We start from the raw sequence: 22,381 nt of genomic DNA, 5'->3' as shown, positions 1-22,381 counted from the left end.
CGCGACGGACGACGCGCCCCCGCACCGTTCACATCACGGGCGTGGGCGTGCCTCACCTTTCGACCAAGGTTGTTCACCCCCGGCTGTCACTCGACAGTCGAGAGTGCTAACCCATTATTGGCACTCTCCCCCCGAGAGTGCAAGACGTTCCGCCGCCGGCGCACAGCGCTCCCCCGCCCGGGCCGGTCGGTGCGCGACGGCGGCACCCCGGACACGACGAAGGCCGGCGCCCCCGACGCATCGCTGCGCCGTCGGACGCCGGCCCTCGCCGACGCTGCCTGTCGAGGTCCGCTCGATCAGAGCGGGCGGACCTGCTCCGCCTGCGGACCCTTCTGGCCCTGGCCGACCTCGAACTCCACCTGCTGACCCTCGTCGAGGGTGCGGTACCCGTCTGCCTGGATCGAGCTGAAGTGGACGAACAGGTCCTGTCCGCCGTCGGCCGGCGTGACGAAGCCGTACCCCTTCTCGGCGTTGAACCACTTGACGGTGCCCTGAGCCATCTACTTCTCCTCATCGTTCTGGCACACGGGGCCGGTGCCCCGCAGTGGACAGGAGACTAGTGGTGAAGGTCACTCGAAGGGAAGCATCCTCGCAGGGACGTCCCGATCCTCGGCGAGCGACGCCGGCTACTCCGCGATGTCGAGGGCTTCCTTGATCACGACGACCACGTCACCGCTGGCCAGCGGCTGCTGCGACGTCTCCTCGGCAGGGATGCCCATGATCGCGGCGACCGCCGCCGCCGTCTCCGCACGCCCCTCGGCGTACCAGACGACGTTGGCCGACTGTCCCGAGTCGCCGTCGTAGTTGTTCGCCTCGGTGTTCGTGAAGCCGTGGTCCGCGAGCGCGTCGGCACCACGCCCCGCCTCGCCGCTCTCGCCGCTGTCGTCGTTCAGCACCCGCACGAGGGCGCTGGTGTCGCCGGCGGCGACGAGCGCCTCGATGTCGGTCGCCTCCCCGGACTCCTCGTCGCTCGGCTCCTCCGACTCCTCGTCCTCGGACCCGTCAGCCCCGGAAGCGTCCTCGGCGCTCTCGCCGTCGGTCGGTTCCTCACCGTCGGTCGACTCCTCGCCCTCCGACCCCTCGGCCCCGGAGCCCTCGCCCTCGGACTCCTCCGGCGCAGGCGACTGCTCCGAGGCTGCGGGCGGGTTCGCCTCGGGCGTGTCCCCGCCGTCGGAGAGGTAGGCGACGATGCCGACCCCCAGGCCGGCGAAGACCACGGCGACGAGCAGGAACGGCCACATCGAGCTCCACCCGCTCCGGGGCTCGCGGTGGACACCCACCGGCGCGCCCTCCGGACCGCGGACGTCGAACTCGTCGGGCGGGTACGGGTACTGGCTCTTGGTCACGCCGGACAGGGTAGCGGTTCCCCGCCGCGAGACCTACAGACCTTGTTCAGCGTCCCGGTCAGCATCGCGCCGCCGCAGGTCAGCCGTTCGTGCCGTCGAGGCGCCGCGCCGTGCGGGCGCGCTGCCGGGTGGCGCGCATCCGGCGCAGCCGCTTGACGAGCATGGGGTCGTGCTCGAGCGCGGCGGGGGTGTCGATCAGCGCGTTGAGCACCTGGTAGTACCGCGTGGCCGACATGTCGAAGAGCTCACGCACGGCCTGCTCCTTGGAGCCGGCGTACTTCCACCACTGCTTCTCGAAGGCGAGGATCTCGCGGTCCCGGTCCGTCAGGGCACCGCTGTCGGTGGCCGACGACGGGGCCTCCGTCGTGGTGTCGATGTCCTGGACCAGCATCTCGCTCATAGCGGCCAGTATGGGGCACCTCGGGCGCCGTCCCGGGCATCTGACGCCGCGCGTCGCGACCCGCCCGAGTTGTCAGAACGTGGTGGCGGCATGTCCGCACCTGGATCTGACAGCTGGGGGCCGCCGCGAGTTGTCAGATCCACGTGGCGACAGACAGAGGCCTCGTCCTGACAGTTCGCGGGGCGGGTGCGCTAGCGTCGCCGTCGTGGACACCCCGACGACGACGCGCCCGGCGCTCGAGACCGTGATGGCACCCGACTGGGCGGCCGCCCTCTCTCCCGTCGAACCGCAGATCCACGCCATGGGGGACTTCCTGCGCGACGAGGTCGCCGCGGGCCGCACGTACCTGCCCGCCCCGGGCGACGTCTTCGCCGCGTTCCGGCGCCCGCTGGCCGACGTCCGGGTGCTGGTGGTCGGCCAGGACCCGTACCCGACGCCCGGGCATCCCATGGGGCTGTCGTTCTCCGTGCAGCCGCACGTGCGCCCGGTCCCCAAGTCTCTGGCCAACATCTACACGGAGCTGGCGGACGACGTCGGCGCACGTCCGCCGTCGTCGGGCGACCTGAGCCCGTGGGCCGACCAGGGCGTGATGTTGCTCAACCGGGTGCTCACCGTCCGGCCGGGCGAGCCGGCCTCGCACCGCGGCAAGGGGTGGGAGCAGGTGACGGAGGCCGCGATCAAGGCCCTCGTGGCCCGCGGCGGACCGCTGGTCGCGATCCTGTGGGGCCGGGACGCGGCGTCGCTCACGCCGTGGCTCGGCGGGACGCCCACGGTGGAGTCCGCTCATCCGAGCCCGCTGGCCGCCTACCGCGGGTTCTTCGGCTCCAAGCCGTTCTCCCGGGTCAACGCCCTCCTGGATCAGCAGGGCGCCGCGCCCGTGGACTGGCGCCTGCCCTGAGCGACGGGTGCAGAATGGCGGGGTGACTTCGCCCGAGACCACCCCTGCCGGCACCCCGCGCTGGTCGCGCTACGTCGCGATCGGCGACTCGTTCTCCGAGGGGCTCTGGGACCCCTACCCGCGCACGGACGGCACCCCCGTCCCCGCCGGCACGGAGTCCGACGGCGTCCAGCGCGGCTGGACCGACCGGCTCGCCGACCACCTGGCCGAGCGCCGCGGCGACGCCCCGCTGGAGTACGCCAACCTGGCGATCCGGGGCCGCAAGCTGCGCCAGATCATCGCTGAGCAGGTCCCGACGGCCCTCGCCACGGCACCGGACCTGGTGTCGCTGGTGGGTGGCGGCAACGACATCCTGCGGCCGCAGGCGGACCCGCACGGGCTCTCGGCCGTGCTCGAGCGCGCGGTGGTGCAGATCCGCGCCACGGGCGCCGACGTGCTGCTGGCGACCGGGTTCCGCACGGCGGGCGCCCTGAACTGGACGCAGGGCCGGGTCGGCATCTACAACGCGAACATCTGGTCGATCGCGCGACGCCACGGGGCGTTCGTGCTGGACACCTGGGGGCTGCAGAGCCTGCAGGACTGGCGGATGTGGTCCGACGACCGCATCCACCTCACCGACGAGGGGCACCGCCGCATCGCGAACGCCGCGCTCGTCGGTCTCGGACTCGCGCCGGACGACCCGGCGTTCGACGCCCCGCTGGACGCCGCGCCGTCGCCGCGGTTCCGGCAACGGCTCCAGGCGGACGCGCAATGGGCGCGGGTGCACGTGGCCCCCTGGGTCCGACGGCGGATCACCGGCACGTCGAGCGGTGACGGCCGGGCGCCGAAGTGGGCGGAGCCGCAGGTGTGGCCGCCGTCCGAGCGCTGATCGCTCCGGGCCGACCCGGGGCGCCGGGCGGAGACCCGAGGCAGGTGAGCGGTGGAGCCGCCTGTCGGATTCGAACCGACGACCTTCCGTTTACAAGACGGGAGCTCTACCAGCTGAGCTAAGGCGGCGAGGCGGGGTCCATCGTACCGAGCGCGGGCCCGCCACCGAACCCCGAGCGCTGTGGGTATGAAATCTGCGGGTTCCGTCGCTGGAGACCCGGAGACTTCATACCCACAGCGCGGTGGTGGGGGCGGGGGTCAGCCCTCCGAGGATTCCTCGGCCGGCTCCTCCGACGGCGCGGGCTCGCCGCCCTGGACCGCCGAGAGCAGGGCGCCGGGCTGGTTCCAGCTCTCGAAACGCTCACCGTCGATGAGGATGGTCGGCGTGCCGAAGCCGCCGTTGGCGTTGAACAGCGCCTCGTCCGAGGTCGCGTCGTTCGTCAGGGAGTGCACGTACTGCCCGAACGTCGCGCGCGCGGTGCCGTCCGCGATCCCCGCCGCGACGTCCGCGGGCACCCCGGCGTCCTCGGCGATCTGCGCGAGCTCGTCGTCGTCCAGACCGGCCGTGCTCTCCTCCGGCTGGTTCGCGAACAGCGCCTCGTTGAACTCGTAGAAGGACGCCGGGGCCCGGTCGGCCACCCAGTAGGCGGCGGACGCGGCGCGCGTGGAGTACTCGGTGTTGCTCGACATCCGGTCGAGGATCGACACCGGGTGGAAGACGACGGTGGCGTCACCAGAGGTGAGCATCGTCTCGACGTCGGCGCCGTTGATCTCCTCGAACTGGCCGCAGACGGGGCACAGGTAGTCGAGGTACTCGTCCACGACCGGCGCCTCGGGGTTCTCCGACCCGGCGACCAGGTCGGAGCCGACCGGGATGCCGCCCGACTCCAGCGCCGTCGACGGCACGTTCTCGACCTCGGACAGCGGGATGTCCTCGACGCTCTTCTTCTCGCCCTCGTTGATGAGGATGAACGCCGCCACGGCGACCAGCGCGGCGATCGCGACCCCGAGCCCGCCGAAGACGAGGAGGCGGTTGCGCCGGTCGCGCTGCGCCTGCTTCTGCTGCAGCGCGAGCGCCTCGGCGCGCGCCTCTTCGCGGCGCTGGGCCTTGTTCTTGTTCGACATCTCGGTAGAGGTCCTTCGGTTCGTGGGTTCCGGAGCGACAGATCCGCGCGCCAGCCTACCTGTGCGGACGCGTCGGCCCGCGTGACCGTAGCGAGCCTTCCTGGGAGGGACCTGAAGAGCCTCAGAAGAACGAGGGCGGCCCGTCCATCGGCCACCACTCGATCGGGTGCGGGTCACCGGTGAGCTGGCCGTACAGGATCCAGGACCCGACGACGCACAGCCCCACCACGACCGCGGCACCGACCAGCCCCGGGGCGAGGTTGCCGAGGATGGTCCGCGCCCCGTCACGCGCCGTCCGGCCGGCCGGACCGAACCACGTCGCCAGGACCGCCGCCACCATCGCCCCGACGAGCACGAGCCCGAAGACCACGGGAGCGTTGCGGCCGCCGACCGACCGCGACTCGACATCGGCCAACGGGGCGACGATGAGGTTCCCGTCGCCGAACAGCCAGAAGCCCCCCACGATCGCGAGCAGCCCCACGCAGCCGCCGACCAGCGCGGCCGGGATGATCCCCAGCGCCCCGACCACCGCGTGGTAGGGCAGCAGCAGCGCCGCCACCCAGCCGTCCGAGCGCCGGGCTCCCTTGTGCTCGCGCCGCTCGTGGAACCGGTGGCCCGCCGTCCCGACGATCCGGCACAGGACGGTGACCCCGCAGAAGACGCCGAACGCGACCAGCGGGTAGAACGCGGCCAGGACGACGAACGGCAGGCCGAGCGCCAGCACCGTCCCCCACCGCCGCGGATGGCGCGGGGCGACGTACGGCCCGGCCGGCTCGTCCGGCACGGGGTCGGGCACGACGTCGCCCAGCTCGTCGTAGCTGCGGTAGCGCACGTCGCCGACGGGGACGGCCTGGGTCGCGCCGTCGTGGGCGAGCGCCCGCTCCCGGTCGTCGGCCGTCATCACGTGCCCGGTGTCCTGCTCGTCCGGCGGCAGCGGCGGACCGAGGACGGCGGTCTCGTCGCCACCGGGCGCGGGCGGCGCGCCGGGCGGTCCGACCGGGGCGACGTCGGCGGTCCCGGTGCCCGGCTCGTCGCCCGACGCCCCCGAGACCGCGGTGTCGGAGCCCGCGCGGGCCCCGGCCGCCGTGGCCCCGGCCAGGGCCGCCGTCGCGGCCCCCGCCGCGACCACGATGCGCTGGGTCGCCTGCGGGTCGTCCGGCACGCCGACGACGGCGTTCCCCCCGTCCTCGAGGTCGCGGCGGACGGCACGGACCACGTCGGTCGGACCCCACCGGCGGACGGGGTCGGCGTGCAGCGCCCCGGCGAGGGCACGGCCCGTCCGCGCCGGCACGCCGACGAGGTCGGCCCGTCCCTCCCGGGACCGGCGCAGCACCAGGTCGGTGGGGCGCACCCCGAACGGCGAGCGGCCGGTGGCGGCGAAGGCGAGGAGCGCGGCCCAGCTCCACCAGTCCGTCTCGGGCACCGGGTCGCCGCCGTCGAGCAGCTCGGGGGCGATGTACCCGGGGGTGCCCATGACGAATCCCGTCATGGTGGTGCGGGCGTCCTCCGTGCTCTGCGCGATCCCGAAGTCGATGAGCGTCGGCCCGGCGCCGGTGACCATGACGTTGGAGGGCTTGAGGTCGCGGTGCACCACGCCGGCGGCGTGCACCGACTCGAGGGCGTCGGCGAGCTGGTCGGCCAGGGAGAACAGGTCGGCGACGTCCAGCGGCCCGCGGGCGTCCACCTCCTCCTCGAGCGTGAGTCCCTCCACGAGCTCGGTGACGACGAACGCGTGCGGCCCCTCGAATTCCGCGTCCAGCACCTGCGCCACGGCGGGGTGCCGCAGGCGTTGCAGGGCGGCGACCTCGCGGCGCAGCCGTTGCCGGCCCGCCGGGTCGGCGTCGACGTGCGCGTGCAGCACCTTGAGCGCGACGCGCTGCCCGCCGCCGTCGACGGCCTCGTAGACCGCCCCCATCGCCCCCCGGCCGAGCAGGGAGGCCACGGAGTACCCTCCGACGTCCGCACCGGCGGGGAGCGCCCCGTCGGCTCCGGACGCGGGAGCACCCGTCGTCATCACCTGCGCCTCGTCGCCCTCACCCATGGGCCACACCGTAGCGCCGGGGCGCGGGTCCCCGCGCTCGCGGTGCGCCCGGGACGCCGCGTGTCGCGCGCCCTGCACGGACAGGCCGAGCGGCCGCAACCTGGGCTCGGTAAGGTTCGCCGTGGGCGTCTGGCTACCCTGTCGAGCACACGACAGGGGCCACCAACCTGGGGAGAGAACACGTTGACGGATCAGGGATCGGCACGCAGCTCCGAAGGCTCAGGAGACTACGACCTGGTCGTCGTCGCGAACAGGCTCCCCGTGGACTTCTCGGTGGGCGCCGACGGCGAGGTGGACTGGCAGCGCTCGCCGGGCGGCCTGGTCTCCGCGCTCGAGCCCGTGATGCAGGAGAACGACGGCGCCTGGGTGGGCTGGTCCGGGGCACCGGAACTCGCGCACGAGCCCTTCGAGGCGGACGGCATGATGCTCGTGCCGGTGACGCTGTCGGCGAGCGAGATCCGCAAGTACTACGAGGGGTTCTCCAACGACACGCTGTGGCCGCTCTACCACGACGTGATCGCCCCGCCCGCCTACCACCGGCAGTGGTGGGAGGCCTACCGGCGCGTCAACCAGCGGTTCGCCGAGGCGGCGGCCGCCCAGGCGTCCCGGGGCGGCGTCGTCTGGGTGCACGACTACCAGCTCCAGCTGGTGCCCAAGATGCTGCGGGACCTGCGGCCCGACCTGCGCATCGGGTTCTTCGACCACATCCCGTTCCCCCCGGTCGAGCTGTTCCAGCAGCTCCCGTGGCGGCGCAGCATCCTCGAGGGGCTGCTCGGCGCCGACCTGGTCGGTTTCCAGCGCGGCGGGGACGCCTCGAACTTCGTCCGTGCCGTCCGTCGGCTCACCGACCACCCCACCCGCGGGTCGGTGGTGTCCATGGACGACGGCGACGCCCAGGGCCGGCGCGTGCGGGCGGCGGCGTTCCCGATCTCCATCGACACCCAGCGCTTCGACGACCTGGCCCGCAACCCCGACGTGCAGGCCCGGGCCCGGGAGGTGCGGGCCGACCTGGGCGACCCGGACGTCGTCATGCTCGGCGTCGACCGCCTCGACTACACCAAGGGCATCCGCCACCGGATCAAGGCGTACGGCGAGATCCTGCAGGACGGCCGCATCGACGCCGAGCACACGACGCTCGTGCAGGTCGCGAGCCCGTCGCGCGAGAACGTCGGCGCCTACCAGGAGCTGCGCGAGCACGTCGAGGGCCTGGTGGGGCGCCTCAACGGCGAGTTCGGCGAGATCGGGCACTCGGCGATCCACTACCTCCACCACTCCTACCCTCCCGAGGAGATGGCGGCGCTGTACCTCGCGGCGGACGTCATGCTCGTCACCTCGCTCCGCGACGGCATGAACCTGGTCGCCAAGGAGTACATCGCCGCGCGCTCGGACCTGGGTGGCGTGCTCGTGCTCAGCGAGTTCACCGGCGCGGCGGACGAGCTCGCCCCAGGCCCGCTGCTGGTCAACCCGCACGACATCGACGGGATGAAGGACACCATCGTGGCCGCCGCCCACATGGACCCCAAGGAGAAGCGGCGCCGCATGCGACGCCTGCGGCGCAAGGTCATGGGCGACGACGTCGCGAAGTGGTCGAAGAGCTTCCTCGGTGTGCTCACCGCGATGCCCTCCCGGGACACGCATGTCTGACACGCTCGGCACCACGCTCGGCACCGCGCTGGAGCGGCTCGTGGCCGACGACGGCGCCGCGGTGCTCGTCGCCCTCGACTTCGACGGGGTGCTCGCCCCGCTCGTCGACGACCCGACGGCGTCCCGCATGACGCCGGCCACGCGCGCGGCCGTGGACGGGCTCGCCGCGCTCGTCCGCGGGGCGATGCACGGCACCGCGGGGCGCGCTCGACTCGCCTTCGTCTCGGGCCGCGACCTCGAGGACCTGGCCCTGCGCTCGCTCCCGCCGGCCGGCGCCTACCTCGTGGGCAGCCACGGGGCGCAGACCGGCCACGCGACCGCCGACGGGCTCGACGCGGTGCCGCTCGAGCTCACGCCCGAGCAGGCCGACGTCCTGGCGGCGCTCACCGCGGCGCTCGACGCCGCCGTCGTCGGCAGGGACGGCGCCTGGGTGCAGCGCAAGCCGAGCGCCGCCGTCCTGCACACGCGGCAGGCCGGACCGGACGACACGGCGGCCTCGGTCGCCGCCGCGGACCAGGCCGCCGCACGCCTCGGGCTGGACGCGATGCACGGCAAGGACGTGGTCGAGATCGCCGTGCTGCACACGTCCAAGGGCGAGGCGCTCGAACGGCTGCGCACCGTCGTCGCGCGGGATGTCGACGCCTCGGTCACGCGGGTCCTGTACGCAGGCGACGACACCACCGACGAGAAGGCGTTCGCCGTGCTCGGCGCCGGCGACGTGACCGTCAAGGTCGGGCCCGGCGAGACGCTCGCGACGCACCGCGTCGCCGACAGCGACGGCGTCGCCGCGGTCCTGGACCGGATCGCCGAGCTCCTCGCGCCGTGACCGGGGACGCCGCGGAGAGGTGACCAGCGACATGGCGTGATCCCTGTCACGGGCATGTACTATCGAGCAGCGCGCCGGAGCCCCGGGACGGACCGCGGCGGGGCGTGCCGAACAACAGAATGTGTCACCGCCGACACGCACGTCGTGAACGCAAGACACCCGACCACAACGGATCGTCCGGCACGTACCTGCCGGTGGAGGGAATCATCATGGCTTCGGTCACCTACGACCACGCGACACGTATCTACCCGGGCACCGAGCGCCCGGCCGTGGACCAGCTCAACCTCGAGGTGGAGGACGGCGAGTTCCTCGTCCTCGTCGGCCCCTCGGGCTGCGGGAAGTCCACGTCGCTGCGCATGCTGGCAGGGCTCGAGGACGTCAACGGCGGGCACATCTACATCGGCGACCGCGACGTCACCGACGTGCAGCCCAAGGACCGCGACATCGCGATGGTCTTCCAGAACTACGCGCTGTACCCGCACATGTCCGTCGCGGACAACATGGGCTTCGCGCTGAAGATCTCCGGCACGCCGAAGGCGGAGATCCGCCAGCGCGTCGAGGAGGCCGCGAAGATCCTCGACCTCACCGAGTACCTCGACCGCAAGCCGAAGGCGCTCTCCGGTGGTCAGCGCCAGCGTGTCGCCATGGGCCGCGCCATCGTGCGCCAGCCCCAGGTGTTCCTCATGGACGAGCCGCTGTCGAACCTGGACGCCAAGCTCCGTGTGCAGACCCGTACGCAGATCGCCTCCCTGCAGCGTCGTCTCGGCGTCACGACCGTCTACGTGACGCACGACCAGACCGAGGCCCTCACCATGGGTGACCGCATCGCGGTGCTCAAGGACGGGCTGCTGCAGCAGGTCGGCACCCCGCGCGAGATGTACGACACCCCGGCGAACGTGTTCGTCGCGGGCTTCATCGGCTCCCCGGCCATGAACGTCGGCACGTTCGACGTCAAGGACGGCAAGGCCGTCGTCGGCCACGCGGCCGTGCCGATCGACCGCGACGCCATCAGCCAGCTCACGGACGCCGACGGCGGCAAGATCACCGTCGGGTTCCGCCCCGAGGCGCTGAACATCGTCTCTGCCGGCTCGCCCGACGCGCTGCAGGTCGAGGTCAACCTCGTCGAGGAGCTCGGCTCGGACGCCTTCGTCTACGGCTCGCTCAAGAGCGAGGGCGTCACCGGCGACCTGCACTCCGGCAACTCCGACCAGGTCATCGTGCGCATCGACCCGCGCGACGTCCCGATGAAGGGTGACACCATCCACGTCACCATCGAGCCGGGCAAGTCGCACGTCTTCTCGCCCGCCACGGGTGCCCGCCTCTGAGCGAGCGCACCGCGTAGCACCACGCCGCGGGGCGGGTCCGGCTTCGGCCGGGCCCGCCCCGTCGTCGTCTACGCTGACACCCGATGGAACAGCTGCAGATCACCTCGGCGACGCCGAACTCGGCGCTGCTCGACCTCCCGTGGCGGCAGCCGCTCGCCGAGTGGCCCGCCGACGTGCTCGCCGCGCTGCCACGCGGCATCTCGCGGCACGTGGTGCGCTTCGTGCGCCTGGACGGCCGGGTGCTGGCCATCAAGGAGATCAGCGAGTCTGTCGCGTTCCGCGAGTACGAGATGCTGCGCCAGCTGCGCAAGCTCGAGGTCCCGGCCGTCAAGCCCGTCGGCGTCGTCACCGGTCGCCGGTCGGACGCCGGGGGGCCGCTCGAGGCCGCGCTGGTCACCGAGCACCTCGCCTTCTCGCTGCCGTACCGCTCCGTGTTCAGCCAGGCGCTGCGCGACGAGACCGCCAATCGGCTCATCGATGCCCTGGCCGTGCTGCTCGTCCGCCTGCACCTGACCGGGTTCTTCTGGGGCGACGTCTCGCTGTCCAACACCCTGTTCCGCCGCGACGCCGAGCAGTTCGCCGCCTACCTCGTCGACGCGGAGACCGGCGCGCTGCACCGCGAGCTCACCCGCGGCCAGCGCGACTACGACCTCGAGCTCGCCCGCGTCAACATCATCGGCGAGCTCATGGACCTCGCGGCGGGCGAGCTGCTCGACGAGGAGGTCGACGAGATCGGCATCGGCACCTCGCTCGTGGCGCGGTACACCGAGCTCTGGGAGGCGCTCACCGGGGTCGAGGCCTTCCACACCGACGAGCGCTGGCGCGTGGCCGCCCGCATCGAGCGGCTCAACGAGCTCGGCTTCGACGTCGGCGAGCTGTCGATCACGACCGACATCGACGGGACGACGGTCCAGATCCAGCCCCAGGTGGTCGACGCCGGCCACCACTCGCGACGGCTGCTGAAGCTGACGGGCCTCGACGTCCAGGACAACCAGGCGCGACGACTGCTCAACGACCTCGACTCGTACCAGGCGGCGACCGAACGCCAGGAGGACGACGAACAGCTCGTCGCGCACGACTGGCTGCAGAACGTCTTCCACCCGACCATCCGGGCGGTGCCGCGCGAGCTGCGCCGCAAGCTGGAGCCCGCGCAGCTCTACCACGAGATCCTCGACCACCGCTGGTTCATCTCCGAGCAGGCGCAGCGCGACGTCCCCATGCCCGAGACGGTGGCGTCGTACGTCGAGAACGTGCTGCAGCACCGGCCCGACGAGAAGGCGATCCTCGGGCTGGCCCCGGGCGAGGAGCCCGAGGCCGGCCCCGAGGCGGACTACTTCCACTACGCCGCCGCCGATCCCGACGACGACCCGGCAGGCTAGCGCTACCTCGCGGAACGTCGCGCTACCTCGCGGAACGTCGCGCTACCTCGCGGGGATCGCGCTACTGCGCGCTGCGAGCCTGCGCGACCTCGTAGAGCGCGATCCCCGCGGCCACGCCGGCGTTGAGGGACTCCACGGACGAGGCGATCGGGATGGACGCCACGGCGTCGCACGTCTCGCGCACGAGGCGTGACAGCCCCTTGCCCTCGGAACCCACCACGATCACCAGCGGGTCGGTCGCGAACGCGAGGTCGCGCACGGCCGTGTCGCCGCCGGCGTCGAGCCCCACGACGAACACCCCCGACTTCTTCAGCTCGGTCAGGGTGCGTGCGAGGTTCGTCTCCTTGGCGACGGGCACCCGCGCGGCAGCCCCTGCCGACACCTTCCAGGCCGACGCCGTCATCGATGCCGAGCGCCGCGAGGGCACGAGCACGCCGTGCGCACCGAACGCGCCGGCCGACCGCAGCACGGCCCCGAGGTTGCGCGGGTCGGTGACCGAGTCGAGCGCCACGATGAGCGGCGGCTCGTCCGCCTCGGCGGCAGCATCGAGGAGGTCGTCGACCGAGGCGTACTCGTACGGCGGCACCTCGAGCGCCACACCCTGGTGCACGGAGCCCTCGGTGAGCTGGTCCAGCGCACCGCGCGAGGACTCCAGCAGCCGGGCGCCGCGCATCGAGGCCAGCTCGAGGATCTCACGGGTGCGGTCGTCGTGGTCGATGCGGTCGGCGATGTGCACCGCCGTCACCGGCGCCTGGGTGCGCAACGCCTCCAGGACGGCGTTGCGGCCTGCCACGACCTCGGCGCCGCCCGTCGCCTTGCGCGTCCCGCGGGCCACTCCCTTGCGGGCGCCCTGGGTGGCCTGCGACGCCTGCCGCTTCTCGGCGGCGACCTTCTTGCGGTGCGCCGGGTGGTAGGTGCGGTCCTCCGCCTTCGGCGTCGGGCCCTTGCCCTGCAACGCCTTGCGGGAGTGCCCGCCGGTGCCGACCTGGGCACCCTTCTTCGTGCCGTCCTTGCGCTTCGCGCCCGGGCGCTGCGAGTTGCCCGCCATCAGTTCTCCTCGGCTGTGGACAGCGTCCAGCGGGCGCCGTCGGGTGAGTCCTGCACGACGACGCCGGCCGCGGCGAGGCGGTCCCGGATCGCGTCGCTGGTGGCCCAGTCCTTGGCGGCACGTGCCGCGGCCCGGGCGTCGAGCTCGGCGCGCACGACGGCGTCCAGCGCGTCGGCGACCTTCGTGTCGGTGCTGCTCGCCCACCAGGGGTCGGCCGGGTCGAGCCCGAGCACGTCCAGCATGCCCCGCAGCGCGACGAGCGCGGCGCGCGCACCGTCGTCGTCGGACGCCGCGAGCGCCGTGTTCCCCGCGCGGAGCGTCTCGTGCACGACGGCGAGCGCGGCCGGGACGTTGAGGTCGTCGTCCATCGCGGCCTCGAACGCCTCGGGGAGCGCGGTCGTGGCGACCTCGTCGCGAGGCACCTCGCCGACCCGCTCGGAGGCGCGGCCCACGAACCCGCCGAGCCGCTCCCACGTGGCGCGGGCCTCGTCGAGCGTGTCCGGACCCCACTCGAGCATCGACCGGTACTGGACCGCCGCGAGGGCGTACCGCACCACGGGTGCCGGCGCCTTGGCGAGCAGCTCGCTCATGAGCAGCCCGTTGCCGAGTGACTTGCTCATCTTCACGCCCTGCTGCGTCACCCAGGCGGAGTGCATCCACCGGTCGGCGAACCCGTAGCCGGCCGCACGGGACTGCGCCTGCTCGTTCTCGTGGTGCGGGAACCGCAGGTCGAGCCCACCGCCGTGGATGTCGAACTCCTCGCCCAGGTAGCGGTGCGCCATGGCCGAGCACTCGAGGTGCCAGCCGGGACGACCGCGCCCGTAGGGCGTGTCCCAGGCCGCCGTCTCCGGCTCCCCCGCACGCGGCGCCTTCCACAGCGCGAAGTCGTGCGGGTCGCGCTTCTCGGTGGCGACGGCGTCGTCGGTCGCCTCGGGGTTGAGGTCCTCGAGCCGCTGCGTGGTCAGCTCGCCGTAGGACGGCCACGAGCGGACGTCGAACCAGACGTTCCCCGGGCCCGTGCTGTAGGCGTGGCCACGCTCGACGAGCCGTTCCATGAGCTCGACCATCTGTGGCACGTGCCCGGTGGCGCGCGGTTCGTAGGTGGGGGGCATGATGCCCAGCGCGTCGTAGGCGGCCGTGAAGCCGCGCTCGTGGACGGCCGCGTGCGCCCACCACTCGACACCGGCGGCAGCCGCCTTGGTGAGGATCTTGTCGTCGATGTCGGTGACGTTGCGGATGAGCGTGACGTCCAGGCCCTTGCGCAGCAGCCAGCGGCGCAGCACGTCGAAGGCGACGGCGGGGCGCAGGTGTCCGACGTGCGGCGCCGACTGCACGGTCGCCCCACAGAGGTAGATGCCGACCTTGCCCGGGGTTCGAGGGACGAGCTCGCGCACGGTGCGCGTGGCGGTGTCATACAGGTGCAAGGTCACCGGTCCAGGGTACCGGCCTGGTGTCAACCGAACGTGCGACCCTCGCCCCGGTAGGTGGGCACCGTGTCGGCCACCTCGTCGCCGCGCACCAGGTGCACGGCGGCGAACCGCTCCATCGGCTCGCCCGCCTTGGCGGGCCTGAACCACACCCGGTCGCCCACGTGAAGGGTCTTGCCCCCGCGCAGCCGCAACGGTGTCTGGACCTCCCCGGCGGCCTCCTGCCGGGTCAGCGACCAGCCGGGCGTGACCAGCCGTGGCAGCCGGGACGTCCCCGCCGGCCCCGAGGCCACGTACCCGCCACCGAAAGCCGTCGCCCACCCCCGTGCCGGCCGACGCACCACGTCCAGCCCGAAGAACGCCGACGGCCGCTGCGTCACCCGGCGCATCCCGTCGAACGTGCCCGGCACGAACAGCCCGGAGCCCGACGTCACCTCGGTCACCCCGGTGCCGGCCGAGGACGTCTCGAGGGATCCGGTGCCACCGGCGTTGACGAGCTCGAGGTCCTGCCCGACGGCGGCACGGACCGCGGCGAGGATGTCGCGGCGCCGGCGGTCGACGTCGGGCACGGACAGCGCCTTGACGACGCGGACCGCGGCCGTGTCGGGCAGTCCGGCGACCTGCGCCTCGTAGAACATCAGGCCCCGCAGCCGCAGGCCGTCGGTGCCGGCGACCCGGGCGGCGAGCTCCGCCACCTGCGCGGGCGTGCGCAGCGGCGAGCGCCGGGTGCCCAGGTGGGCCTGCAACCGGCCGACGCCCAGGCGCAGCGAGGAGTCCACGTCGAGGCACACCGCCACGTCGCCTGAGGGACCGGGGGCGCTGGATGCCCGGGGCGCGGAGTTCGGCCCGTCGTCCGCCCGGACGCGCTCGAGGGCGGTGCGCGCGAGCGCGAGCTGAGCGACGTCGTCGACCATCAGCGTGATCTCGCGCCGGGCGACCGGGTCGGCGGCGAGGCGGTCGAGCGCGGCGGCGTCGACCGTCGGGTACCCGAGCAGCACGTCGCGCACGCCGGTGCCGACGAGCCACAGGGCCTCCTCGAGGGAGTAGGCCATGACGCCTGCGAACCCGGCGTCCAGGGCGCGGGCGACCAGGGAGCGCACGCGGACGGACTTGCTCGCCACGCGGACCGGGGTGCCGCCAGCACGCCGCAGCAGGCTCGCGGCGTTGGCGTCGAACGCGTCGAGGTCGACGACGGCGAGCGGCGCGGGCAGGCCCCGGGTCGCCCGGGTCAGTCGCTCGGTCGCGTTCATGCAGGCACGCTACACCGGCGGCCGGACGTGGCAGAGTGTGCGCCGTGACGTTCACCACGTGGGGGCGGACCTTCACCGCCGAGCCGGCACGGCGCGCGATGCCGCGGGACGAGCCGGAGCTCTGCGCGCTCGTGGCGCGCGCCGCGCAGGACGGCATGCACGTCCGGGCGGTCGGTGCCGGGCACTCGTTCACCGACGCGGCGGTCACCGACGGGCTGCTGCTGAGCCTCGACCACCTGCGCGGGATCGAGTCGGTGCAGCGGCTGCCGTCGGGCGGCGCGCTGGTGACGGTCGCGGCCGGCACCCGCCTGCACGAGCTCAACCGGCTCCTCGCCGCGAACGGGCTGGCGATGCGCAACCTCGGCGACATCGACCGGCAGTCCGTGGCCGGCGCGATCTCCACGGGGACGCACGGCACCGGGGAGCGGCTCGGCGGGCTCGCGACCCAGGTCCGCGGGGTGCGCGTCGTGCTGCCGGACGGCTCGGTGCGCTCCGTGTCCGACGACGACCCGGACGGCTCGCCGGAACGTGTCCTCTTCGAGGTCGCCCGCCTCGCCCTCGGCGCGGTCGGGGTGCTGGCGGCCGTGACGCTGGAGGTGGTGCCGGCGTACCTGCTGCGTTCGACGGAGACGGTGCGGCCGTGGCGCGAGGTGGTGGACGGATACGACGAGCTGGTGGCCCGGCACGAGCGGGTGGACGCGTACTGGTTCCCCGGCACGGACCGGATGCTCACCTGGTGCAACGACCCGCTCGACCGGGAGGAGGCGGCGGCGCACGCCGCGCGGCAGGAGGGGCCGGCCGGGGCGGTGCGGCGGCTCGGCGCGGGCGCGCGCACCTTCCTCGACGAGGAGGTCCTGGCCAACGCGGCGCTGGGAGCCGTCATGCGCACGGCCACCGTGGCCCCGCGGTGGGTGCCGCAGGTCAACCGGGTCAGCGCGGCGCTCCTGGGCGACCGCACGTACGTCGCGCCGTCGGACCGCGTGCTCGTGACCCGGCGCCGGGTGCGCTTCGCCGAGATGGAGTATGCCGTGCCCCGGTCAGAGCTGGCCGGGGTGCTGACGGAGCTCGCGGCGTGGTTGCGCACCTCGGGCGAGCCGGTGCCGTTCCCGGTCGAGGTGCGGTGCGCGGCCGCGGACGACGTCTGGCTGTCGACCGCGCGGGGCCGGGACACGGCCTACGTGGCCGTCCACCAGTTCCACCGGATGCCCCGCGAGCGCTACTTCGCCGCCGCGGAGGAGATCTTCGTCGCCGCGGGCGGGCGGCCGCACTGGGGCAAGCTGCACACCCGCACGGCGGACGACCTGGCCACGCACTACCCGCTGGACGACGTGGCCAAGGTGCGGGCCGTCGTCGACCCCGACGGCGTCTTCCGGAACCGCTACACGGACCGCGTCCTCGGCACACCGTAGCGCTGTGGGTATGAGATCTCCCGCCGGCGAAGCCGTCAGGCGGGAGATCTCATACCCACAGCGCTACGGGCGGGGTGCGACGACGGCGGTGGCGATGGCGGCGACGCCCTCGCCGCGGCCCGTGAGCCCGAGACCGTCGGCCGTGGTCGCGCTGAGCGAGACCGGTGCCCCGGCCGCCTCCGACAGCACGGCCTCGGCCTCCGTGCGGCGCGGGCCCAGCCGGGGCCGGTTCCCGATCACCTGGACCCCGACGTTCCCGATCTCGAAGCCCGCGGCGCGCACCCGGCGGGCGGCCTCCGCGAGCAGCGCGGCACCGCTCGCCCCGGCCCACTCGGGCTCGCTCGTGCCGAAGTGCGCACCCAGGTCACCGATCCCGGCGGCGTTGAACAGGGCGTCGGCCGCCGCGTGCGCCGCGACGTCGGCGTCCGAGTGCCCGGCCAGCCCTCGCTCCCCCGGCCAGCGCAGCCCGCCGAGCCACAGCTCGCGCTCGGTCCCGTCGGGAGCGAAGGCGTGCACGTCGACGCCGACGCCGGTCCTCGGCAGAGCGGTCATCGTTCCTCCGGCGCGCTCGTCCACCAGCAGGGCCGCGCGCGCGAGATCGGCCTCGGTGGTGATCTTCAGGGCCGCCGGATCGCCGGCGACCACGTGGACCGGCTGGCCGAGCGCCTCGACCAGGCCCGCGTCGTCGGTGGCGGCGAGGTGCTCCGCGGCGGCCCGGGCGGTCCCGTCGGCGTGCGCACGCTGCAAGAGCTCACGCTCGAAGCCCTGCGGGGTCTGCACAGCGCGCAGCACGCCCCGGTCGGGGGTGTCGACGACCCTCTCGACCACCGGCTCGCCGGCGGGCCGGCCGTCCGGGGTGGCGTCCCCACCAGGCGAGGCGGGCAGCACCCGCTTGATCGTGTCGGTGACGGGGAGCCCGGGGACGACGGCGCGATGCCCGCCGCGCACCGCCGCCACCACGCGCTCCACGAGGGCGGGCGGCGCGAACGGGCGGGCGGCGTCGTGCACCAGGACGACGTCGACGTCCGGACCGGCGAGGGCGAGCCCTGCGGCGACCGAGGCCTGCCGGGTGGCTCCTCCGTCGACCACCCGGACGTCCACGTCGAGCGGTCCGACGGCGGCGCGCATCTCCGCGCTGCGGCCGGGGGGTGCGGTGACGACCAGCGCGTCCACCGCGCCCGACCGCACGAGACCGCGGGCCGCATGAGTGATCATCGGCAGCCCGCCGACCTCGACGAGCGCCTTGGGGAGGTCGCGCCCGAGCCGCGTCCCCGACCCGGCGGCAGTGAGGATCGCGAGGGTCGTCAGGAGGCGAGCACCTCGTCGATGATGGCGCCGGCCTTCTCCTCGTCGACGCCCTCCGCGAGGGCGACCTCGGACTCGAGGATCTGGCGCGCCTTGGCGAGCATGCGCTTCTCGCCGGCGCTCAGGCCGCGGTCCGCGTCACGGCGCGAGAGGTCGCGCACGACCTCGCCGACCTTGATCACGTCGCCCGAGGCCAGCTTCTCGAGGTTCGCCTTGTACCGGCGCGACCAGTTCGTCGGCTCTTCGGTGTACGGGGCGCGCAGCACGTCGAAGACCTTGTCGAGCCCTTCCTGGTCGACCACGTCGCGCACGCCGACCAGGTCGACGTTCTCGGCCGGGACCTCGATCGTCAGATCACCCTGGGCGACCTTGAGCTTGAGGTACATCTTCTCTTCGCCACGGATCTTGCGCGTCTTGACCTCTTCGATCAGCGCGGCGCCGTGATGCGGGTAGACAACCGTCTCGCCTACTGTGAACGTCATCTGTAGATGTCCCCTTTCCCAGTGGCCGAGTCTATCACGGGAAAGGGCTCCCTCCCCGTGCCCGAACAGTTCGACGCCGCCGCTCGAGAGAGCATCGCTGCAGGTCAGAGGACTGGAACTGGCCTCGGTGGATGTCGGTCTGCCTCCCCCACTAGGATGGCTTCGGGCGCACTGCGTCCTCCCATCCAGTGACACAACGCGTGCACAAGACCTGCCGTCGGCACGCACGCTCCACCCGAAGGAGAGCACGTGGCCCGCTCCGCCCGTCCTGCCCGTCCCGCCCTCGCCGTCGCGGCCACCGCCGCCGGGGCGCTGCTGCTCGGGGCGTGCGCGCCGATCACCACGCAGCTCCCGTACGCGCCGTCCGACGGGTCACGCGTCGACTTCGAGGACCTCGACGTCCGCGGCCTCAACCTGCTGCTGATCTCGCCCGAGGAGGGCGCCGAGGGCAACGTCCTGGGAGCGCTGGCCAACAACACGTCCGAGGAGGTCGAGTTCGTCCTCACCGTCTCGGGCGCCGCCCCTCTCACGTTCGTCGTCCCGGCCGAGGAGACCGCCTACCTCGGCACCGACGGCGTGGAGACCCTGGTCGACTCCGTGGCGACCATCCCCGGCGGGACGCTCGAGGCCACCCTCTCGGTCGACGGTTCGAGCGAGGAGTTCTTCATCCCGGTGTTCGACGCGACCCTGCCGGAGTACGCCGAGTACGTCCCCTCCTGACCACGCACGAAGCCCCTCCCGCTCGAACGAGCGGGAGGGGCTTCGTCGTTCCACGACCGAGGTTCACCGGCCGGGCGCGGGGGTCACCCGAAGCGGCCGGAGACGTAGTCCTCGGTGGACTTCTCGGCGGGCGACGAGAAGATCGTCGAGGTGTCGTCCATCTCGATGAGCTTGCCCGGCTTGCCGGTGCCCGCGATGTTGAAGAACGCCGTCCGGTCGCTCACGCGGGCCGCCTGCTGCATGTTGTGCGTGACGATCACGATCGTGTACTCGCTCTTGAGCTCGCCGATGAGGTCCTCGATCGCGATCGTGGAGATCGGGTCCAGGGCCGAGCACGGCTCGTCCATGAGGAGCACCTGCGGCTTGACGGCGATGGCCCGAGCGATGCACAGACGCTGCTGCTGCCCGCCCGAGAGGCCCGACCCGGGCTTCTCCAGACGGTCCTTCACCTCGTTCCACAGGTTCGCCCCGTGCAGCGAGGACTCGACGAGGTCGTCGGCGTCCGCCTTCGAGATCCGCTTGTTGTTGAGCTTGACCCCCGCCAGCACGTTGTCGCGGATCGACATCGTGGGGAACGGGTTCGGGCGCTGGAACACCATCCCGACGTTGCGGCGCACCGCCACGGGGTCGACGTCGCTGCCGTAGAGGTCGACGCCCTCGAGCTCGACGGTCCCCTCGACGCGCGCGCCCGGGATCACCTCGTGCATCCGGTTGAGCGTGCGCAGGTAGGTCGACTTCCCGCAGCCGGAGGGACCGATGAGAGCCGTCACCGACTTCGGCTCGATCGTCATCGCGACGTCCTGCACGGCGAGGAAGTCGCCGTAGTAGATGTTGAGATCCTTGACATCGATGCGCTGTGCCATCGTTATTTCCTTCGTGTGAGCTGCGGCTGATCGACAGGTCTGCGCGTCAGCGCAGCTTCGGGGAGAACCATCGGTTCACCAGTCGGCCGACGAGGTTGAGGAGCAGGACGATCACGATGAGCACCAGCGCGGCGCCCCACGCGTTCTGGAACGCGATGTCGGCGACGCACGACGCCGACTCGCCGGCGGGGCACGGGGCGTACCCCTGGTGGTACTGCCGGTAGCTGAAGACCGGCAGCGTCATCATGCGGCCGTCGAACGGGTTGAAGTTGATCGAGTCCGTGACACCGACGGTCACGAGCAGGGGCGCCGTCTCCCCGATCACCCGGGCGACGGCGAGCAGCACGCCGGTGGTCAGTCCGGCCACCGAGGTGCGGAGCACCACCTTGACGATGGTCAGCCACTTCGGCACGCCGAGCGCGTAGGAGGCCTCCCGCAGCTCGTTCGGCACGAGCTTGAGCATCTCCTCGCAGGAGCGCACCACCACGGGGATCATCAGCACCGAGAGCGCCACGGCGCCCATGATGCCCATCTGCGCGCTCGGCCCGAGGAAGAGCGCGAAGAGCGAGAAGGCGAAGAGACCGGCGACGATGGACGGGATGCCCGTCATGACGTCCACGAAGAACGTGACCGACCGGGCGAGCCAGCCCTTGCCGTACTCCACCAGGTAGATCGCCGTGAGGATGCCCACCGGCACGGAGATCACCGCGGCGATCCCGGTGATGATGAGCGTGCCCATGATGGCGTGGTAGATGCCGCCGCCGGGGTCGCCGCCGAAGATGTTGCGCGTCGACAGCGTCAGGAAGTCGATGCTCATCCGGCCGACGCCCTCGACCGTGACGGTCCACAGCAGCCAGACCAGCGGGATCATCGCCAGGGCGAAGGCGAACCAGATCAGCCCCTGCATGATGCGGTCCGTGCGGCGCCGACCGCCGTCGGCGGTCGTGAGCAGCGCGCGCGTCCGCTCGGTGGACTCCAGGGTGTTCGTGCTTTCGGTCGCGGCACTCATCAGTTGGCCCCCGAGAATTCCTTGCGGCGCGCGACGATCCAGCGCGCGGTCATGTTGACGGCCAGCGTGATGACGAAGAGGACCAGGCCCGCGGCGATCAGCGTGTTGATGCCGAGCCCGGTGGACTCCGGGAAGTCGGCCGCGATGTAGGCGGCGATGGTCTGGTGCTGGCCGGCGGCGAGGATGTCCAGGCTGTAGCTGAACCCGGGCGAGATGATCATGAGCACCGCCATGGTCTCGCCGAGCGCACGCCCGAGGCCGAGCATCGCCGCCGAGATGACACCGGAGCGCCCGAACGGCAGCACGGCGGTCCGTACCACCTCCCACCGCGTCGCCCCCAGGGCGAGGGCGGCCTCCTCGTGCAGCTTCGGCGTCTGGAGGAAGACCTCGCGCGAGACGGCGGTGATGATCGGCAGGATCATCACCGCGAGGACCACGCCGACGGTCGCCATCGCGCGACCCGTCGTGGAGGCCTGCCCGCCGTACAGCGGGATCCAGCTCAGGTTCTCGTTGAGCCAGAGCCAGAACGGGGTCAGCACGGGTGCCAGGACGAGGAAGCCCCACAGCCCGTAGACCACCGAGGGGATCGCGGCCAGCAGGTCGACGAGGTACCCCAGCGCCTGCGAGAGCCGCCGCGGCGAGTAGTGCGAGATGAACAGGGCGATGCCGATCGCCACGGGCACCGCCAGGCACAGGGCGAGCACGGCGGCCAGGAGCGTGCCGAAGACCAGGGGGCCCACGTACGCCAGGAAGGACGTGTCCTCCGGGAACCGCGGGACCTCGGCGGCGAGCTCGTCCCCGCCCGCCGTCAGAGCCGGCCACGCCTGCCAGAGCAGGAACAGGGCCACCGCGGCCAGGACGACGAGGATCAGGACGCCGGCGCCGACGGCGATCCAGCGGAAGCCACGGTTCAAGCCGCGGTCGGACGACCGCCGTCGGCGGCCCGTGCGGGTGCCCGCTCGCGGCGGGCTGTCGGTGGTGGTCACTCGGATTCCTCGCTCATGCGTATGCGCTGCT

Annotated in this window: 21 protein-coding genes and 1 tRNA gene; 8 read left to right on the top strand and 14 right to left on the bottom strand. The window is 72.7% G+C overall.

Annotated features, from left to right (window positions below; all coding sequences use genetic code 11):
- Positions 1 to 296 precede the first annotated feature (296 nt).
- From UQW22_RS08950 to UQW22_RS08940, 3 genes are all read right to left on the bottom strand, one after another.
- Positions 297 to 500: a cold-shock protein gene (locus tag UQW22_RS08950; protein WP_106266085.1), complete on the bottom strand. Its 204-nt coding sequence runs from the start codon at positions 498 to 500 to the stop codon at positions 297 to 299.
- A gap of 126 nt (positions 501 to 626) precedes the next feature.
- Positions 627 to 1,346 (bottom strand): LytR C-terminal domain-containing protein, encoded by a 720-nt coding sequence (locus UQW22_RS08945; protein WP_407320580.1) that lies wholly within the window; start codon positions 1,344 to 1,346, stop codon positions 627 to 629.
- 79 nt (positions 1,347 to 1,425) lie between these two features.
- Positions 1,426 to 1,737: a DUF3263 domain-containing protein gene (locus UQW22_RS08940; RefSeq protein WP_407320762.1), complete on the bottom strand. Its 312-nt coding sequence runs from the start codon at positions 1,735 to 1,737 to the stop codon at positions 1,426 to 1,428.
- Between the two features lie 256 nt (positions 1,738 to 1,993).
- Here UQW22_RS08940 and UQW22_RS08935 point away from each other — a divergent pair, with 256 nt between their 5' ends.
- Complete coding sequence (locus UQW22_RS08935) at positions 1,994 to 2,644, top strand: uracil-DNA glycosylase (RefSeq protein ID WP_407320761.1); 651 nt, start codon at positions 1,994 to 1,996, stop codon at positions 2,642 to 2,644.
- Positions 2,645 to 2,666: 22 nt separating this feature from the next.
- The gene (locus tag UQW22_RS08930; protein WP_407320579.1) at positions 2,667 to 3,512 is read left to right on the top strand and encodes an SGNH/GDSL hydrolase family protein; all 846 of its coding nucleotides are present in this window, start codon (positions 2,667 to 2,669) and stop codon (positions 3,510 to 3,512) included.
- A 52-nt stretch (positions 3,513 to 3,564) separates the two neighbouring features.
- Here UQW22_RS08930 and UQW22_RS08925 read toward each other — a convergent pair.
- The 3 genes from UQW22_RS08925 to UQW22_RS08915 all read right to left on the bottom strand — a co-directional run bounded on the left by UQW22_RS08925 (position 3,565) and on the right by UQW22_RS08915 (position 6,677).
- Positions 3,565 to 3,640, bottom strand: a tRNA-Thr gene (locus UQW22_RS08925).
- 129 nt (positions 3,641 to 3,769) lie between these two features.
- Positions 3,770 to 4,636, bottom strand: coding sequence for a DsbA family protein (locus tag UQW22_RS08920; RefSeq protein WP_407320578.1), 867 nt, complete (start codon positions 4,634 to 4,636; stop codon positions 3,770 to 3,772).
- Positions 4,637 to 4,757: 121 nt separating this feature from the next.
- Entirely contained in the window at positions 4,758 to 6,677 is a 1,920-nt protein-coding gene (locus UQW22_RS08915; RefSeq protein ID WP_407320577.1) for a protein kinase domain-containing protein, read from the bottom strand.
- A 183-nt stretch (positions 6,678 to 6,860) separates the two neighbouring features.
- On the opposite strand from UQW22_RS08915, the gene UQW22_RS08910 reads away from it, so the two are divergent.
- The 4 genes from UQW22_RS08910 to UQW22_RS08895 all read left to right on the top strand — a co-directional run bounded on the left by UQW22_RS08910 (position 6,861) and on the right by UQW22_RS08895 (position 11,851).
- Positions 6,861 to 8,321, top strand: a complete 1,461-nt coding sequence (locus UQW22_RS08910) for a trehalose-6-phosphate synthase (protein ID WP_407320576.1) — start codon at positions 6,861 to 6,863, stop codon at positions 8,319 to 8,321.
- Positions 8,314 to 9,147 carry a trehalose-phosphatase gene (gene otsB / locus UQW22_RS08905; protein WP_407320575.1) on the top strand — a complete coding sequence of 278 codons (834 nt, stop codon included), beginning with the start codon at positions 8,314 to 8,316 and terminating at the stop codon, positions 9,145 to 9,147. Before UQW22_RS08910 ends, otsB begins: the two co-directional genes overlap by 8 nt.
- 209 nt (positions 9,148 to 9,356) lie before the next feature.
- On the top strand, positions 9,357 to 10,472 hold the full coding sequence (locus UQW22_RS08900) for an ABC transporter ATP-binding protein (RefSeq protein ID WP_407320574.1): 1,116 nt from the start codon (positions 9,357 to 9,359) through the stop codon (positions 10,470 to 10,472).
- A gap of 83 nt (positions 10,473 to 10,555) precedes the next feature.
- Positions 10,556 to 11,851, top strand: a complete 1,296-nt coding sequence (locus UQW22_RS08895) for a DUF4032 domain-containing protein (protein WP_407320573.1) — start codon at positions 10,556 to 10,558, stop codon at positions 11,849 to 11,851.
- A gap of 61 nt (positions 11,852 to 11,912) precedes the next feature.
- Here the strand turns inward: UQW22_RS08895 and rlmB are convergent, their stop codons facing one another.
- The 3 genes from rlmB to UQW22_RS08880 are packed head-to-tail and all read right to left on the bottom strand — an operon-like array spanning position 11,913 to position 15,576.
- Complete coding sequence (gene rlmB / locus UQW22_RS08890; RefSeq protein WP_407320571.1) at positions 11,913 to 12,899, bottom strand: 23S rRNA (guanosine(2251)-2'-O)-methyltransferase RlmB; 987 nt, start codon at positions 12,897 to 12,899, stop codon at positions 11,913 to 11,915.
- Complete coding sequence (gene cysS, locus UQW22_RS08885) at positions 12,899 to 14,329, bottom strand: cysteine--tRNA ligase (protein ID WP_407320570.1); 1,431 nt, start codon at positions 14,327 to 14,329, stop codon at positions 12,899 to 12,901. Before cysS ends, rlmB begins: the two co-directional genes overlap by 1 nt.
- 23 nt (positions 14,330 to 14,352) lie before the next feature.
- Positions 14,353 to 15,576: an alanine racemase gene (locus tag UQW22_RS08880; RefSeq protein WP_407320569.1), complete on the bottom strand. Its 1,224-nt coding sequence runs from the start codon at positions 15,574 to 15,576 to the stop codon at positions 14,353 to 14,355.
- A 44-nt stretch (positions 15,577 to 15,620) separates the two neighbouring features.
- Here UQW22_RS08880 and UQW22_RS08875 point away from each other — a divergent pair, with 44 nt between their 5' ends.
- The gene (locus tag UQW22_RS08875) at positions 15,621 to 16,985 is read left to right on the top strand and encodes a D-arabinono-1,4-lactone oxidase (RefSeq protein ID WP_407320568.1); all 1,365 of its coding nucleotides are present in this window, start codon (positions 15,621 to 15,623) and stop codon (positions 16,983 to 16,985) included.
- A gap of 63 nt (positions 16,986 to 17,048) precedes the next feature.
- On the opposite strand, the gene ispD is transcribed toward UQW22_RS08875, so the two are convergent.
- Positions 17,049 to 18,278: a 2-C-methyl-D-erythritol 4-phosphate cytidylyltransferase gene (ispD, locus tag UQW22_RS08870; RefSeq protein WP_407320760.1), complete on the bottom strand. Its 1,230-nt coding sequence runs from the start codon at positions 18,276 to 18,278 to the stop codon at positions 17,049 to 17,051.
- Positions 18,279 to 18,289: 11 nt separating this feature from the next.
- On the bottom strand, positions 18,290 to 18,772 hold the full coding sequence (locus UQW22_RS08865) for a CarD family transcriptional regulator (RefSeq protein WP_171783492.1): 483 nt from the start codon (positions 18,770 to 18,772) through the stop codon (positions 18,290 to 18,292).
- Between the two features lie 249 nt (positions 18,773 to 19,021).
- On the opposite strand from UQW22_RS08865, the gene UQW22_RS08860 reads away from it, so the two are divergent.
- On the top strand, positions 19,022 to 19,492 hold the full coding sequence (locus UQW22_RS08860; protein WP_407320567.1) for a hypothetical protein: 471 nt from the start codon (positions 19,022 to 19,024) through the stop codon (positions 19,490 to 19,492).
- An 83-nt stretch (positions 19,493 to 19,575) separates the two neighbouring features.
- On the opposite strand, the gene pstB is transcribed toward UQW22_RS08860, so the two are convergent.
- Genes pstB through pstC form a run of 3 tightly spaced genes read right to left on the bottom strand, consistent with a single transcriptional unit; the run spans position 19,576 to position 22,350 of the window.
- Complete coding sequence (gene pstB, locus UQW22_RS08855) at positions 19,576 to 20,355, bottom strand: phosphate ABC transporter ATP-binding protein PstB (RefSeq protein ID WP_407320565.1); 780 nt, start codon at positions 20,353 to 20,355, stop codon at positions 19,576 to 19,578.
- Between the two features lie 46 nt (positions 20,356 to 20,401).
- Complete coding sequence (gene pstA / locus UQW22_RS08850) at positions 20,402 to 21,364, bottom strand: phosphate ABC transporter permease PstA (protein ID WP_407320564.1); 963 nt, start codon at positions 21,362 to 21,364, stop codon at positions 20,402 to 20,404.
- Complete coding sequence (pstC, locus tag UQW22_RS08845; protein ID WP_407320563.1) at positions 21,364 to 22,350, bottom strand: phosphate ABC transporter permease subunit PstC; 987 nt, start codon at positions 22,348 to 22,350, stop codon at positions 21,364 to 21,366. Before pstC ends, pstA begins: the two co-directional genes overlap by 1 nt.
- Between the last annotated feature and the right edge of the window lie 31 nt (positions 22,351 to 22,381).

This window comes from Isoptericola halotolerans, from assembly GCF_045689585.1.
Lineage (GTDB): Bacteria > Actinomycetota > Actinomycetes > Actinomycetales > Cellulomonadaceae > Isoptericola > Isoptericola halotolerans_B.
The sequence above is the reverse complement of the archived record's forward strand: the minus strand, read 5'-3'. Positions and strand labels throughout refer to the sequence as shown.

Excerpts from the sequence above, each read along its gene's own strand:
- UQW22_RS08950 (WP_106266085.1), bottom strand. The coding sequence starts at position 500 with ATGGCTCAGGGCACCGTCAAGTGGTTCAACGCCGAGAAGGGGTACGGC.
- UQW22_RS08940 (WP_407320762.1), bottom strand. The coding sequence starts at position 1,737 with ATGCTGGTCCAGGACATCGACACCACGACGGAGGCCCCGTCGTCGGCC.
- UQW22_RS08935 (WP_407320761.1), top strand. The coding sequence starts at position 1,994 with ATGGCACCCGACTGGGCGGCCGCCCTCTCTCCCGTCGAACCGCAGATC.
- UQW22_RS08920 (WP_407320578.1), bottom strand. The coding sequence starts at position 4,636 with ATGTCGAACAAGAACAAGGCCCAGCGCCGCGAAGAGGCGCGCGCCGAG.
- UQW22_RS08915 (WP_407320577.1), bottom strand. The coding sequence starts at position 6,677 with ATGGGTGAGGGCGACGAGGCGCAGGTGATGACGACGGGTGCTCCCGCG.
- otsB (WP_407320575.1), top strand. The coding sequence starts at position 8,314 with ATGTCTGACACGCTCGGCACCACGCTCGGCACCGCGCTGGAGCGGCTC.
- UQW22_RS08900 (WP_407320574.1), top strand. The coding sequence starts at position 9,357 with ATGGCTTCGGTCACCTACGACCACGCGACACGTATCTACCCGGGCACC.
- UQW22_RS08895 (WP_407320573.1), top strand. The coding sequence starts at position 10,556 with ATGGAACAGCTGCAGATCACCTCGGCGACGCCGAACTCGGCGCTGCTC.
- rlmB (WP_407320571.1), bottom strand. The coding sequence starts at position 12,899 with ATGGCGGGCAACTCGCAGCGCCCGGGCGCGAAGCGCAAGGACGGCACG.
- UQW22_RS08880 (WP_407320569.1), bottom strand. The coding sequence starts at position 15,576 with ATGAACGCGACCGAGCGACTGACCCGGGCGACCCGGGGCCTGCCCGCG.
- UQW22_RS08865 (WP_171783492.1), bottom strand. The coding sequence starts at position 18,772 with ATGACGTTCACAGTAGGCGAGACGGTTGTCTACCCGCATCACGGCGCC.
- pstB (WP_407320565.1), bottom strand. The coding sequence starts at position 20,355 with ATGGCACAGCGCATCGATGTCAAGGATCTCAACATCTACTACGGCGAC.
- pstA (WP_407320564.1), bottom strand. The coding sequence starts at position 21,364 with ATGAGTGCCGCGACCGAAAGCACGAACACCCTGGAGTCCACCGAGCGG.